The organism is Frateuria soli, from assembly GCF_021117385.1.
In the GTDB taxonomy this organism is placed as follows: Bacteria; Pseudomonadota; Gammaproteobacteria; order Xanthomonadales; family Rhodanobacteraceae; genus Frateuria_A; species Frateuria_A soli.
Map to the genome: position 1 here is coordinate 2,961,356 of NZ_CP088252.1, position 13,345 is coordinate 2,974,700.

Below are 13,345 nucleotides of genomic sequence, written 5' to 3' on the forward strand. Positions count from 1 at the left end.
GTCCCGGGCTACACTGGCATGCAACGTCCCGATCACCCTGCCCGTGCGCCCGGTTTCTGCCCGGGTGGGAGATCAGGCCCAGCCACGACGTGGGACGATCACACCATGACCGATACCCCCGAGTTGACCGCCATCCTGCAGCGCCTGCGCACCGCGCAGGCGCACGACCCGCTGCCCTCCTGGCCCGTGCGGGCAGACCGGTTGCAGCGTCTCGCGTGCATGCTGCGCGAGCAGCGCGGCGCGTTCGCGGCGGCGATCGACGCCGACTTCGGGCAGCGCCCGGTCGAGGAAACCGAGCTGCTCGAACTGTTCCCTTCGCTCTCGGCGATCCGCCACGCCCTGCGCCACGGCAGGCGCTGGATGCGCCCGCGCCGCGCGTCCACCGGCCTGGCCTTCCTGCCCGCGGAGAACCGGCTGCTGCCGCAGCCGCGCGGCGTGGTCGGGATCGTGGTGCCGTGGAACTACCCGCTGTTCCTGGCCGTCGGGCCACTGGTCGACGCGCTGGCGGCCGGCAACCGCGTGATGGTCAAGATGAGCGAGTTCACGCCACGCTTCTCGGCGCTGTTTGCCGAGCAGGTTGCACGCTACCTCGCCGACGACGTCGTCGTGGTGGTCAACGGTGACGCCACGGTGGCGCAGGCGTTCAGCGCGCTGCCTTTCGACCACCTGCTGTTCACCGGTTCCACCCGCGTGGGCCATCAGGTCATGCGCACGGCCGCGGACAACCTGACGCCGGTGACGCTCGAACTGGGCGGCAAGTCGCCGGCCATCGTCGGCCCCGGCGCCGACCTGGCGAAGGCGGTCGAGCGCATCCTGGTCGGCAAACTGGTCAATGCCGGCCAGACCTGCATCGCCCCCGACTATGTGCTGCTGCCGCGCGCACGGATGGACGACTTCGTCGAGGCCGCACGGGCCACGGTCGCGCGGCTCTACCCCGACCTTGCAACCAGCCGTCAATACACCAGCCTGATTTCGGACCTGTACTTCGAGCGCATGGCGACGCTGCGCGACGAGGCAGCGGCCGCCGGCGCACGCGTGGTGCCACTGGCCGACGCACCGGCCGACCCCGTGCGGCGTCTGTTCCCGCCGCAACTGCTGCTCGACGTGCCGGACGGACCACGGGTGATGCGCGAGGAGATCTTCGGCCCACTGCTGCCGCTGGTCGCCTTCGATCACATCGAGCAGGCGATCGCTCACGTGAACGCGCGGCCGCACCCGCTCGCCCTGTACCTGTTCGAGCGCGACCGGCGCACCATCGACACGGTCCTCGCCCATACCCGGGCCGGCGGCGTGACCGTGAACGACACGCTCTATCACATCGCCCAGCACGGCCTGCCGTTCGGCGGCGTCGGCGCTTCGGGCATGGGCGGCTACCACGGCAAGGCGGGTTTCGAGACGTTCTCGCACCTCAAGCCGGTGTTCGCGCAATCGCGCTGGAACGGCGCAGGCCTGCTGCGCCCGCCCTACGGGCCGCGTTTCCGGCGCCTGCTGGAGCTGCTGCTGCGACACGGCTGAGGCTCTTCGCAGAGCACGCTCGCGGGTGATTCTCCCGCCCCGGTCCCGGCCGATTGACTGGCCTGGCATCGGGCGACGGGCACAAAAAAACCTCCCCGCTCGCGCGGGGAGGTTTTGCCATGCAACCGATCAGAACTTGTACTGCGCCGACAGGCTCAGCAGGTTGCCGTAGTCCTCGAAATTGCCGGTAAGCACGTCGCCGGTGCTGCTGGTCGCGTTGACGTGCGCCTTGTTGACGAAGATGTGCGCATACGAGGCGTTGAGTTCGAAATGCTCGCTGGCCTTATAGCCCAGACCCACCGTGGCGAACTTGCGGGTCGAATCGGGCACGCGCGGGGTGCGCGTGGCGTTGTAGGTCGGCGTGGTGTCGACCGAGACGCCGGCGCGCAGGGTCAGCTTGTCGTTGACGTAGTAGTCGCCGCCGACGGCCGCATACCAGGTGTTGCGCCAGTTGTAGGTCTCCACGCTGTCCGGCTGGGTGTTGCCGTACTTCACGCGAAGTTCCTTGAACACGTCCCACTTGGTCCATGCCAGGTCGATGCCGAGGCCGAACTTCTCGCCCTGGTGCCAGTAGCTGGCGGTGGCGGTTGCCGGCGTGGTGAAGTCGGCCTTGCCCGTGGTGTGCTCGAAGGGCGGCAGCGAGGCGGCCAGCTGCGGATTGGTCAGCAGCAGGTCGTAGCCCGGCGTGCGGGTGAAGTTGCCGGTGCCCTCCAGCGTGTGGGCGATCTTGGAGTGGTAGTTGAGCGACAGCTTGTCGTTCGGGGTGAGCTTCCAGTAGCCACCCACCTGCCAGCCGTAGGCGGTGTCGTCGCCCTTGATGCGGGCATAGCCATCCACGCCCACCGGGGTGGCGGCCGCCACGCCGGCGGCGGCGGCCCGGCCCTGCTGTACGGCCGCCTGGATCATGGCCTGGGCCTGCGCGGCCGAGATCTGCCCGGCAGCAGCGGCGGCCTGGATCTGCGCCACGCCGGCAGCCGTCTGTGCCTGGATGCCCTGCTGGACGCTCAGGCCGATGGCGTTGTAGTTGATCGCGGAAGTCAGCTCCGCGGAGGTCTTCTGCGCAATGACGCTGGCGCCGAGCGCGAAGTTGTCGGTCACGTCGAACGAGCCGGACAAGGTGGCGTCCAGCGACTGGAACTTCGACTTCAGGCCGTGGTAGCGGCCCATCCAGCCACTGTCGTATTCGGTCTGGAAGCCGAACGGCACGGAGAAGCCGAAGCCCAGGTGCACGCGGTCGGAAACCTTGGTGGCGAAGAACAGCGCCGGGACCGGCAGCGTGGTGCCTGCATCGCCACCGTCGCCGCCACTGATCGGGCGACCCAGCGCGTCATGGGCGCTGCCGCTGAACTTGGCGCTGAAGTTGATGGCAGTGACGTCGGCCTGGAAATAGGTGCCGTCCAGGTCGCTCATCGCGGCCGGGTTGTTCACCACCACCGAGACGTCGCCGCCAGCCGTGCCGGAACCGGCATAGGCGCGGCCCATGGCCTTGGCGCTGTTTTCCTTCAGCTGGAAAGCGCTGGCGTCGGCGGCCTGCGGCAACGCCAGCGCACCGGCGACGGCAAGGCTCAGCGCGGCCAGCGCCAGGGGCCGGGCAGCGCCCGGGAGGGAACGAAAAGACATAGGCATCGCTAAGCTCCTGCTTATCTTAAGACGCGGCTCGGGGTGGCAACGGGGACCGCTGCCGCGGTTTTTTCATACGCGCGTTTGAGGCCCCCGGGCGACACTCTGCCCAGCCCCTCCCGGGCTTGCAAGTGCGACCGCAGCATTGGCGCCGCGCACTGCTACCCTTCCTTTCGCCCCCCCACGCCACCGCTGTCGGAGTTCTCCCATGCACTGTTTCGTGTACGCCAGCCAGCGCAAATCCGATACCTACGTATGGCTCGCCGCTCGCGACGAGTTCGGCGTGGTTCCCGAATCGTTGTCGATGCTGCTCGGCGACCTGCGCTTCGTGCTCGAGGTGCAGCTGGACGAACAGCGCCGCCTGCCGCACGAGGACACCGAGGTCGTGCTCGAACATCTGCGTACCCAGGGCTGGCACCTGCAACTGCCGCCGCAGGAAACGCTTGCGGTGGCCAACCAGTCGCAACGCAGTACGCCGGACGACCGCGACGAATGATTTGTGGTGCCAGGGTTAACGTGCCGTTACCGTCTGCGGCGCCGACGCTTCCTATACTCGCGCCATGAATGAGCCCCGATCGCGCCACCGCCCACCGTCCCTGCTCAAGGGAGCGGCCTGGTTCCTGCCTGGATGGATTGCCGTGGCGATCGCCGCGCTGGGGGCGCATCCGCTGGCGCTGATCCCGCTGCTGGCGGCCAACGCGCTGACCATGGCGGCGGTGTGCCATGCGATCGGGTTCGATCCGGAACCGCGATTCGGGCGGACCGTGCTTCGCCGTGGTGCCGCGCACCTGGTGATGTTCAGCGGCTACGTGGCGCTGGTGTTCCTGTTGATCGCCTGGCCGATGCTTGAACTGCGCCAGCAGCCGAGCCTGGGCGGCGTGCTGTTGCTCGCCGGCGCACTGGTGGTGGCGCTGGTGTCGTTGTGGCGCGTGTGGCCGGCATTCGGCCTGGTGTTCGTGTGGGACGACGCCTACCCGGCACAGAGCGACGGCTCGTGGATCTTCACCGCGACCGCGCGCAGCCTCGCCTTCGGCCGCCACCTGGCCCGCGAGGAGCGCTTCTTCAGCCATTTCCTGCCGGCGGCATTCGCGCTGCTGGTGCTGGCCTTCGGCGCCATCGCGCTGACCGGACTGTACGGGGTACTGCCGCCCGAGCTGCGCACCGCGGCGTTGATGGTCTACGGCCTGGCCCTGCTGCCGCTGGGCTGCCTGGTGATCGCCAACCGCACCCTGCGCGCGTTGCTGTGCGAGCGCTCGCGGCCGCGCCGGCGCAGCGAGGACGCGCCCCTGCCGGCCGATTTCGCCGCGGCCCCGGCACCGCGTCCGACGGTGCTGAGCGAGGAAGAGCGCACCGCCGGCGCACCCGAACAAGGGACGGCGCTGCTCACCGCGGCGCGGGACGGCGACATCGAGCGCGCGCTTGCGCTGGTCGAAGCCGGCGCCGATCCGGACACCGCGCCCGCGCCCCACGAGCGCGACCAGCGCCCGGTACTCACCCTGGCCGCGTTGCTGCCGGACACCCGCCTGCTGCGGGCCCTGATCGCCAAGGGCGCCGACGTCAACCGCGCCAGCGGCGGCCTCACCGCCCTCCTGGCGGCCACCCGCGACAGCTGGCACGGCCGCGCCGAGGCGGTCATGACCCTGCTCGCCAACGGCGCCAGCCCGCTGGCCGCCGACAGCGAGGGCAACACCCCCCTGCACGGTGCCGCACTGAGCGAGGAACCGATCGTCGCGGCGATGTTGCTGGACGCCGCCGCACCGGTGAACGCACTCAACCGGGCGGGCGTCACCCCGCTGGCGGCCGCGTGTCGCGCGGCCAACTGGCCGCTCGCCCGGTACCTGCTCGAACACGGTGCCAAGCCGGCGCCCGGCGAGGGCGAACCGGCGCTGGTCGCCGCCGCCGGCATTGCCGATGACGATCCGGCGGGCGTGAAGCTGCTGCTCAAGCACCGCGCGAACGTCAACGCCACCGACGTCCACCAGCGCAGCGCCTTGCTGGCCGCCGCCGCCGAAGGCCATCTGCAGATCGCCCGCACGCTGCTCGCCGCCGGCGCCGACCCCAACCTGGCCGACCGCCACGGCACCACCGCGCTGATGGAAGCGGCTCGCTGCGGCGCCAGCGAGCTGGTACAGGTGCTTGCCGACGCACACGCCGACGCCCGCGCCTGCGACAGCCACGATCGCGATGCGCTCACGCTCGCCTGCCAGTCGCCGCATGCGCAGACCGGCACCGTGCGCGCCCTGCTCGATCTCGGCGCCGACCCCAAGCGTCCCGGCAGTGATGGTCGGAGTGCGCTGGACCACGCCGCGGCCGCCGGTCGGTGGGACCTGGTCGCGCTGCTCGATCCGGAGTCGCCGCTGCCCGCGAGCCTGGGCGGCGACGCGCCGGAAGACGACGACACGCCGGCGCGCCTGCTCGAAGCGCTGCGGCGGGGCCAGTGGGCGGTCATCGCCGCGTTCGCCGAACGAGCGCGGCAGTGGCCGCAGCCGCAGCTCGCGCAGCTCTTCCTGGACCTGTCCGCGCCCGGCTTGAGTCCGGCGCGACGCTGGTTGCTCGAACACGGGCTCGACGTCGAAGCGCATCTGGCCGCGACGGCCATCGACGCCGAGGACGCGCCGCCCGCACCCGGCCGGCGCCTGTTCGATGCACTGCTGGCCCAGCTGCCCGCCTCCACCGAAGCGGTCGACGACCTCCTCAAGGCCGGCGCCACGCCCGCCGGCGCCGGCCTGCTCGCGCAGGTGCTGGGCACTTCCGGCGAGAGCGACCAGGGCGCGGCGTTGCCGCTCAAGCTGCTCGACGCCGGCGCGGATGCATTCGGTTCCGACGCACGCGGACGCACGCCGCTGCAGCTGGCGGCGATCCACCGTCAGGGCGCGCTGCTCGAAGCCCTGCTGGCACGCGGCTGCGACCCGAACGTCCGCGACGCGGCCGGTCGCACGCCGCTGTTCGCCGCGATCGAGCACGGCGAGAGCGGGCTGGGACTGGTGCGTGCGCTGATCGCCCACGGCGCCGATGCCGAGGCCACCGACGCCAGCGGCGAGACGCCGCTCGGCCTGGCGCTGGAACATGGCGCCATCCAGCACTGGCTGGACTGGGGCGACTGGGTGCGTCCGCGTCGCACCCTGACCGCGGCGGACCTTCCGGCCGCCACCCGCTCGGGCGCGCTGACCGCGGTCGAACGCCTGCTGGAACTCGGCTTCGACGTGGACACCCGCGATGCGCAGGGTGCCACCGCGCTGGTGCATGCCTGCGGCGCCGGCCATCGCGAGATCGCCGAGCGCCTGCTGGACGCCGGCGCGGATGCCACCCTGGCCGCGGGTACCGGCGTCACGCCGCTCGCCGCAGCCGTGGGCGCGCGCCGTGATGCGCTGGTCGGCGTGCTGCTCGACCACGGCGTGGCGGTGGACCAGCGGTTGCCAGGCGAGACGACCGCACTGATGGTCGCCGCGGCGCTGGGCTATCCCGAGATCGTCGAACACCTGCTGGCCGGCGGCGCCGACATCCATGCGGTCGACATGCGCGGGCGCACCACGCTGCATGCCGCCGCGCAGTTCGGCTTCGAACACAACGACAGCCTGCGTGCGCGGCGCCTGTTCGACGTGCTGCTCAAGCATGGCGCCGACGTCAACCGCGCCGACAACGAGGGCAAGACGCCGCTGCTGCTGCTGCTCGGCGCACAGTTCAAGCCGGGTACCGCCTGCGACGCTACCCACCTGGCCGCCCTGCTGCCGGTGCTGCTCGACGCCGGCGCGCAGCTGGAGCACGCGGACCAACGCGGTGTCACCGCGCTGCACGCCTGCGCCATGCACGCGCTGCTGCCGGCCGCCCGCGTGCTGCTGGCCCGCGGCGCCGACCGCCAGGCGGCCGACGCGTTCGGCCGCACGCCGGCCGACGTGGCCCGCCACCTGGGCCTGATCGACATCGCCCACGAACTGGCCGCGCGCAGCAACGCCGTGCCGAGCGTGCGGCAGATGCTGCGCCAGCCTGCGCAACCGGCGGAATGATTCACGCTCGCGCGATCTGAAGCACTCCTCGAGAGGGTGTGGACGGGGCCCGCGCCTCGCGGCAATCCGGCCGGCGCCGAACCGAAGCATCCCCCTTCCCTCTCCCTGTCGGGAGCCCCTGCGTCGTCAGCCGGAAGGCGACGATGATTCCGGCCGCTCCCGCTCCGCGTCCGCTTCGAACAACTGCTCCAGGTCCGTCAATGCCTCGCGCGTGGTCTGCACGATGCGCGCATCGTCGTCGTAGACCAGGTACTGCCGCTTGAGCAGCTCGGCATCCTGCTGGCGGAAGCGTTCCACCCGCGCTCTGGCCACGTCGCTCGCCATGCCCAGGGCCTCCAGCGTCATCTGCGTCATCTGCAGGCTGGAGCAGAGCGTCTCGCGCACCGGATCGTCGATCCCCAGGTCCATCAGCCGCCACACGTGCTGGCGGTTGCGCGCACGCGCGACGACCTTCAGGTGCGGGTACTGCCGGCGCACCAGCCGCGCCACGCGCAAGCTCGATTCGGGATCGTCACTGGCCAGCACGAACACCTCGGCCTTGTCCGCCTGCGCCGCGCGCAGCAGCTCCGGACGAGCCGGGTCGCCGTAGAAGATGTCGTTCCAGCCGCCAAAGCGCTGCACCAGGTCGATCTGCTCGACCGAATGATCCAGCGCCACGAAGCGGATGCCCTGCGCACGCAGCACGCGCGCCACGATCTGCCCCATGCGCCCGTAGCCGGCGATGATCACCTTCGGCGTCTGGGTCTCGATGGTGTCGTACTCGCGCACCGCCTTCCTGGGCCGTGCGCCGAGAACACGCCCCGTCAGCGCGACCAGCAGCGGCGTCAGCGCCATCGACAGCGTGATCGCCAGCACCAGCCGGCTGTGCAGCGCGCCGTCGAGGATGCGCTGCCCGGCCGCGAGGTTGAGCACCACGAAGGCGAATTCGCCACCGCTGGCCAGCAGCACCGCCAGACGCAGCGACTCGCCACGATCGAGCCCGCTGACCAGCCGCCCCAGCGGCCACAGCAACACGCCCTTGACCAGCAGCAACCCCACCACCAGCGCCAGCACGCGCAGCGGCTCGTGCAGCAGCAGGGACAGATCCATCGACATGCCCACGCTGATGAAGAACAGCCCCAGCAGCAGGCCCTTGAACGGTTCCAGATGCGATTCGAGCTCGTGCCGGTATTCCGAGTCCGCCAGCAGCACGCCAGCGAGGAAGGCACCCAGCGTGGACGACACGCCCACCCGCTCCATCAGCCATGCCGTGCCCATCACCACCAGCAGCGCGGTGGCGGTGGACACCTCCACCGCGTCCGCCTTGGCGACGAAGCGGAACACCGGCCGCAACAGGTAGCGCCCGCCGACCACCACGGCCACGATGGCGCCCACCGTGCGCAGCACGCTGGGCAGGTCCAGGCCGTGTCCGCCGGAGGTTGCCAGCAACGGCACCATCGCGATCAACGGAATCGCCGCCAGGTCCTGGAACAGCAGGATGGCGAACGCCTGCCGCCCGTAGGCCCAGCCCGCCTCCTTGCGCTCGGCCAGGATCTGCAGCCCGAACGCAGTGGACGACAGCGCCAGGCTGCCCCCGACGATCACCGCCGTCGGCCCCCGGAGCCCGAACCAGGCGAAGCCGATCGCACCGATCGCGATGCCGCAGGCCAGCACCTGCAGCAGGCCGGTACCGAACACCGCGCGACGCATCACCCACAGGCGCTGCGGCGAGAGCTCCAGTCCGATCACGAACAGCATCAGCACCACGCCGAACTCGGAGATCGTCGCCACGCCGGCGGTATCGCTGACCAGACCCAGCTCCTGCGGGCCGATCACCACGCCGGCCAGGAGATAGCCCAGCACCGAGCCGAGCCGGAAACGCTTGGTCAGCGGAACGGCGATCACCGTCGCCAGCAGGAACACCAGCGCGGTTTCGAGGTAGTGATGGCTTTCCACGCGCGCGACGCCTTGGAGGGGATGCCTGATTATTCCACGGCGCAGCGCCCTGATCGCCCGCTTGCGGACCACGGAATCATGGGCGCGATGAGCCCGTCACGCTCGCCATGGCGTCCGGCTGTCACGGGCCTTGGCCCGGATTCCATGCCGGTGCAAGGTCGCGCGGTTGCGTACGCCCTCCGCTCGATCCGCGGGTCTGCACGGGAGGAGTGTTCCGCCTGGGCGCTAGCCCCGGGAGGCCATCGGTACCGTCGGCCCACCATTACTGCGCGCGGCGGCCCTGGCCGGACCGGCGCGAACGATGCTGTCGAGCGCGTACGAACTGCCCCCCGCGATGGCTCAGTCGCCCCGCAGCCAGCGGGCGGCATCGATCGCGTAGTAGGTGAGGATCGCATCGGCGCCGGCGCGCTTGAACGCGGTCAGCGACTCGAGCACGACGGCCTTCTCGTCCAGCCAGCCGTTCTGTGCGGCGGCCTTGAGCATCGCGTACTCGCCCGAGACCTGGTAGACGAAGGTGGGCGCGCCGAAGGCATCCTTCACGCGGCGGAGCACGTCCAGATACGGCATGCCGGGCTTGACCATCACCGCGTCGGCGCCCTCGGCCAGGTCCAGCTCGACCTCGCGCAGCGCCTCGTCCGAATTGGCCACGTCCATCTGGTAGGTGTGCTTGTTGCCCTTGCCCAGGTTCGCCGCCGAACCGACCGCATCGCGGAACGGACCATAGAAGCTGGAGGCGTACTTGGCCGAGTAGGCGAGGATGCGGGTATGGATGTGGCCAGCCCCTTCCAGCGCGTCGCGGATGGTGCCGATGCGGCCGTCCATCATGTCCGAGGGCGCGACGAAATCCATGCCGGCCTCGGCCTGCGCCAGCGACATCTTTACCAGCGCCTCGACGGTGGGCTCGTTCATCACGTAGCCGTCCGCGTCGATCAGGCCATCCTGGCCGTGGGTGGTGTAAGGGTCGAGCGCCACGTCGCCGATCAGGCCGAGCTCCGGGTACTTCGCCTTCAGCGCGCGGGTGGCGCGGTGCATCAGGTTGTCCGGGTTCCAAGCCTCGGCCGCGTCCTCGCTCTTGACCGACGGGTCCGGCGAAGGAAACAGCGCCAGCGCGGGAATCCCCAGGCGCACGCACTCGCCGGCCAGCTTGAGCAGCTCGTCGATGGAAAGCCGCGCCACCCCCGGCATCGAAGGCACGCTCTCACGCTGGCCTTCGCCCTCGATCACGAACGCGACCATGATGAGGTCGCCCGGCAGCAGGGTGTGCTCGCGCATCAGCGCGCGGGAGAAGGCGTCACGGCGCATGCGGCGCATGCGGATGGCGGGGAAGCTCATGGGGAATCCTGCGGTGGTGCGGAAGGCGACCATTGTACGCCCGGGCTCCAGGGGCCCTCCGATTCCGGCGCATCGATCTTCGTAGGAGCCCACTTGTGGGCGATCGGCGACAGGCATCGCCCACAAGTGGGCTCCTACCGAAGGGTCCCAGGTCGACCGGAGTCCAAGGCCGTGCGCCTAGGTGTCCCGTATCGCCGCGATCGGGTCCAGCGCCGCCGCCTGTCGTGCCGGATAGAAGCTGAACACCCAGGCCGATCGCCAGGCACGCAACCACCGATGCAAGGATGCCGATCGGCTCCCATGCCACCTGCCCGCCGGCGAACAGGGCGATCGCGTAAGCCAGCGCCGCGCCGAACAGCAGCCCGATCAGCGCGCCGGCCGTGCAGATCGCCACCGCCTCGCGCAGGAAGCCGCACCACGATGTCATGCCGCCTCGCGCCGATCGCGCGAAGCAGGCCGATCTCGCGGCGCCGCTCCAGCACCTTGGCGAGCACGTTGCGAGCATGATGTTCATGATGCCGATGCACCTGCAGGCTGACGCCGGCGATCGATCCCGTCACGATGGAGAAGATGCGCTCGTTCTGCCGAAGAGCTGCTGCGGGACCACCAGCTGTAGTCGTCCACGCCGGCACGGCGTTGGTCGAGCACCTGGCCGAGCACGCGCGCGCCGTCGCCCGGCCGGCCGATCGGCCACGCGCAGCAGGAAGCGGTCGATCTCGTCTTCCATCGACCTTGCACATGCACCTTGTCCAAAAGCGACAGCACGTCGGCGGCACTCTTCGAATCGAGGTTGCCGGTGGGCTCGTCGGCGAGCAGCAGTGCGGGCTTCATCAGCAGTGCCCGGGCAATCGCAACGCGCTGCATCTGGCCGCCGGACAGCTGGACGGGCGGTGCTCCAGGTGACGGTGCAGGCCCATGCGTTCGAGCAGCTCGCGCGCACGCCCGGCCAGGCCTTCGTCGGAACCGCGCAGGAAGCGCGCCGGCAACATTGCGTTCTCCAGCACCGAGAGCCGCGGCAGCAGATGCATGATCCTCCTTGCATCACACTCCTTCCGAGTGTGGCAACCATGGCAGACCCCCGCAAGTAGCCAGTCCCGCCGGTTTCCGATACCTTCCCACGATTGCCGCCGCGCCCGCGACGCAGCGCCCACAGAACGACCCGATGAGCTTCGACACCCGACCCCCGACCCTGCTTGCCGACCTCGGCGGCACCAACGTGCGCTTCGCGCTCGCCGACATCGACGCCGCCCAGCCACTGCTGGCCGACAGCGTCCGGCGCTACCGCGTGCGCGACTTCGCCACGCTGGCCGACACCATTCGCCGGTACTTCGCCGACACCGGGCTGACCGCGCCGCGCGCGATCATCGCGGCGGCCGGGCGCATCGCCGACGGCGAAACGGTGAAGATCACCAACAACCCCTGGGCGGTGGCCGCGCATGCGCTGCAGGCGGACCTGGGGATGGAGTCGGTGCGGCTGGTCAATGACTTCGCGGCGCAGAGCATGGCCGTGCCGCTGCTGCAGCCGGAGCACCTCAAGGCGGTCGGCGACCTGCCGCTGCCGCGGCTGGATCTCTGCGGCCACCAGACCTTCGTGGTGATGGGCCCGGGCACCGGTCTGGGCGTCGGCGGCCTGTTGCGCCGCGACGGCCACTGCAGCGTGCTGGAGAGCGAAGGCGGCCACGCCGGTTTCGCCGCGCACAGCCCCGAGGACATCGAGATCCTGCACCGGCTCAACCAGCGCTTCGGCCGCGTTTCCAACGAGCGGCTGATCTGCGGCAACGGCCTGGTGAACCTCTACGGCGCGCTGGCCGACATCGCCGGCGAGCGCGCGCAGGACTACACCCCCGAGGACATCACCGCGCACGCGGGCGCCGGCACCGACCCGCTGTGCGTACGCACGGTCGAGACGCTGGCCGGCATCTTCGGCTCGGTCGCCGGCGACCTGGTGCTGACCCTGGGCGGCTGGGACGGCGTCTACCTCACCGGCGGCCTGCTACCGATCCTGTTGCCGTGGCTGCAGCGCGGCGGCTTCCGCCAGCGCTTCGAGGCCAAGGGGCGCTTCAGCGACACCATGCGCCAGGTGCCCACCATCGCCGTGCTGCACCCGGAACCGGGCCTGCTCGGCGCCGCCGCGCTGGCGGTGATGGAAGCGGGCCGGCCGTTGCTGCCGAGGCCGTAGACATCGCGTAGCGGGCCCACCTGTACCCTCGCCGGGAACCGAGGAGGATACCGATGACCCGTCCGCGTACCGCTTTCCTGTTCGACCTCGACGGCACGCTGGTCGACAGCGTCTACCAGCACGTGCTGGCGTGGAAGGAGGCGCTCGACCGCGAGGGCATCGAGCTGGCGGTGTGGCGCATCCATCGCAAGATCGGCATGAGCGGCGGGCTGTTCACCCGCATCCTGCTGCGCGAGACCGGCATCGAGATCACCGAGGAGCGGGTCGCGCGGTTGCGCCGCTGGCATGCGGAGGCATTCTCGCGCCGTGCCGAGGCCGGCGGCGTACGACCGTTGCCGGGCGCGCGTGAACTGCTGGCCTGGCTGACCGAGGCCGGCCTGCCGTGGGCGATCGCCACCAGCGGCCGCATGCAGACCGCCGCGCACAACCTCGAAGCACTGGGTGTCGACCCGGCGAAGGTGCCGGTGATCACGCGCGACGACGTGCGCCACGCCAAGCCCGACCCCGACCTGTTCCTGGCAGCCGCCGACCGCCTGGGCGTGGACATCCAGCATGCGCTGGTGCTGGGCGACAGCATCTGGGACATGCTGGCCGCGCAACGCTGCCGCGCCCTCGGCGTCGGCCTGCTCTCCGGCGGCTACGGCCAGGAGGAGCTGGAGCGCGCGGGCGCTTTCCGCGTGTACGAGGAGCCGGCCGATCTGCTGCGCCACATCGACGAGATCGCCGCGCGCGACTGAACATCGCGCGCCACGGTGCCACG

At 70.6% G+C, this 13,345-nt stretch carries 10 protein-coding genes; 5 read left to right on the top strand and 5 right to left on the bottom strand.

Annotated features, from left to right (window positions below):
- Positions 1-105 precede the first annotated feature (105 nt).
- A complete protein-coding gene (locus LQ771_RS13660; protein ID WP_231349943.1) occupies positions 106-1,515 on the top strand; it encodes a coniferyl aldehyde dehydrogenase in 1,410 nt (469 codons plus the stop codon).
- 129 nt (positions 1,516-1,644) lie between these two features.
- On the opposite strand, the gene LQ771_RS13665 is transcribed toward LQ771_RS13660, so the two are convergent.
- Positions 1,645-3,141 (bottom strand): OmpP1/FadL family transporter, encoded by a 1,497-nt coding sequence (locus LQ771_RS13665; protein WP_338030340.1) that lies wholly within the window; start codon positions 3,139-3,141, stop codon positions 1,645-1,647.
- A gap of 202 nt (positions 3,142-3,343) precedes the next feature.
- Between LQ771_RS13665 and LQ771_RS13670 the strand changes: the two genes are divergently transcribed.
- Positions 3,344-3,631, top strand: coding sequence for a YcgL domain-containing protein (locus LQ771_RS13670; protein WP_231349945.1), 288 nt, complete (start codon positions 3,344-3,346; stop codon positions 3,629-3,631).
- Between the two features lie 64 nt (positions 3,632-3,695).
- Entirely contained in the window at positions 3,696-7,139 is a 3,444-nt protein-coding gene (locus LQ771_RS13675; protein ID WP_231349946.1) for an ankyrin repeat domain-containing protein, read from the top strand.
- A 126-nt stretch (positions 7,140-7,265) separates the two neighbouring features.
- Here the strand turns inward: LQ771_RS13675 and LQ771_RS13680 are convergent, their stop codons facing one another.
- From LQ771_RS13680 to LQ771_RS16090, 4 genes are all read right to left on the bottom strand, one after another.
- Positions 7,266-9,074: a monovalent cation:proton antiporter-2 (CPA2) family protein gene (locus tag LQ771_RS13680; RefSeq protein ID WP_231349947.1), complete on the bottom strand. Its 1,809-nt coding sequence runs from the start codon at positions 9,072-9,074 to the stop codon at positions 7,266-7,268.
- Between the two features lie 339 nt (positions 9,075-9,413).
- A complete protein-coding gene (hemB, locus tag LQ771_RS13685; RefSeq protein ID WP_231349948.1) occupies positions 9,414-10,406 on the bottom strand; it encodes a porphobilinogen synthase in 993 nt (330 codons plus the stop codon).
- A gap of 510 nt (positions 10,407-10,916) precedes the next feature.
- Positions 10,917-11,270, bottom strand: a complete 354-nt coding sequence (locus LQ771_RS16085; RefSeq protein ID WP_425491283.1) for a hypothetical protein — start codon at positions 11,268-11,270, stop codon at positions 10,917-10,919.
- Positions 11,237-11,434 (bottom strand): P-loop NTPase family protein, encoded by a 198-nt coding sequence (locus LQ771_RS16090; RefSeq protein ID WP_231349949.1) that lies wholly within the window; start codon positions 11,432-11,434, stop codon positions 11,237-11,239. The genes LQ771_RS16085 and LQ771_RS16090 overlap by 34 nt, the downstream gene beginning before the upstream one ends.
- A 134-nt stretch (positions 11,435-11,568) precedes the next feature.
- On the opposite strand from LQ771_RS16090, the gene glk reads away from it, so the two are divergent.
- Complete coding sequence (glk, locus tag LQ771_RS13700; protein WP_231349950.1) at positions 11,569-12,585, top strand: glucokinase; 1,017 nt, start codon at positions 11,569-11,571, stop codon at positions 12,583-12,585.
- Positions 12,586-12,638: 53 nt separating this feature from the next.
- Positions 12,639-13,322, top strand: coding sequence for an HAD family hydrolase (locus LQ771_RS13705; RefSeq protein ID WP_231349951.1), 684 nt, complete (start codon positions 12,639-12,641; stop codon positions 13,320-13,322).
- Positions 13,323-13,345: the final 23 nt, after the last annotated feature.

Excerpts from the sequence above, each read along its gene's own strand:
- LQ771_RS13660 (WP_231349943.1), top strand. The coding sequence starts at position 106 with ATGACCGATACCCCCGAGTTGACCGCCATCCTGCAGCGCCTGCGCACC.
- LQ771_RS13665 (WP_338030340.1), bottom strand. The coding sequence starts at position 3,141 with ATGCCTATGTCTTTTCGTTCCCTCCCGGGCGCTGCCCGGCCCCTGGCG.
- LQ771_RS13670 (WP_231349945.1), top strand. The coding sequence starts at position 3,344 with ATGCACTGTTTCGTGTACGCCAGCCAGCGCAAATCCGATACCTACGTA.
- LQ771_RS13675 (WP_231349946.1), top strand. The coding sequence starts at position 3,696 with ATGAATGAGCCCCGATCGCGCCACCGCCCACCGTCCCTGCTCAAGGGA.
- hemB (WP_231349948.1), bottom strand. The coding sequence starts at position 10,406 with ATGAGCTTCCCCGCCATCCGCATGCGCCGCATGCGCCGTGACGCCTTC.
- LQ771_RS16085 (WP_425491283.1), bottom strand. The coding sequence starts at position 11,270 with ATGCAGCGCGTTGCGATTGCCCGGGCACTGCTGATGAAGCCCGCACTG.
- LQ771_RS16090 (WP_231349949.1), bottom strand. The coding sequence starts at position 11,434 with ATGCATCTGCTGCCGCGGCTCTCGGTGCTGGAGAACGCAATGTTGCCG.
- glk (WP_231349950.1), top strand. The coding sequence starts at position 11,569 with ATGAGCTTCGACACCCGACCCCCGACCCTGCTTGCCGACCTCGGCGGC.
- LQ771_RS13705 (WP_231349951.1), top strand. The coding sequence starts at position 12,639 with ATGACCCGTCCGCGTACCGCTTTCCTGTTCGACCTCGACGGCACGCTG.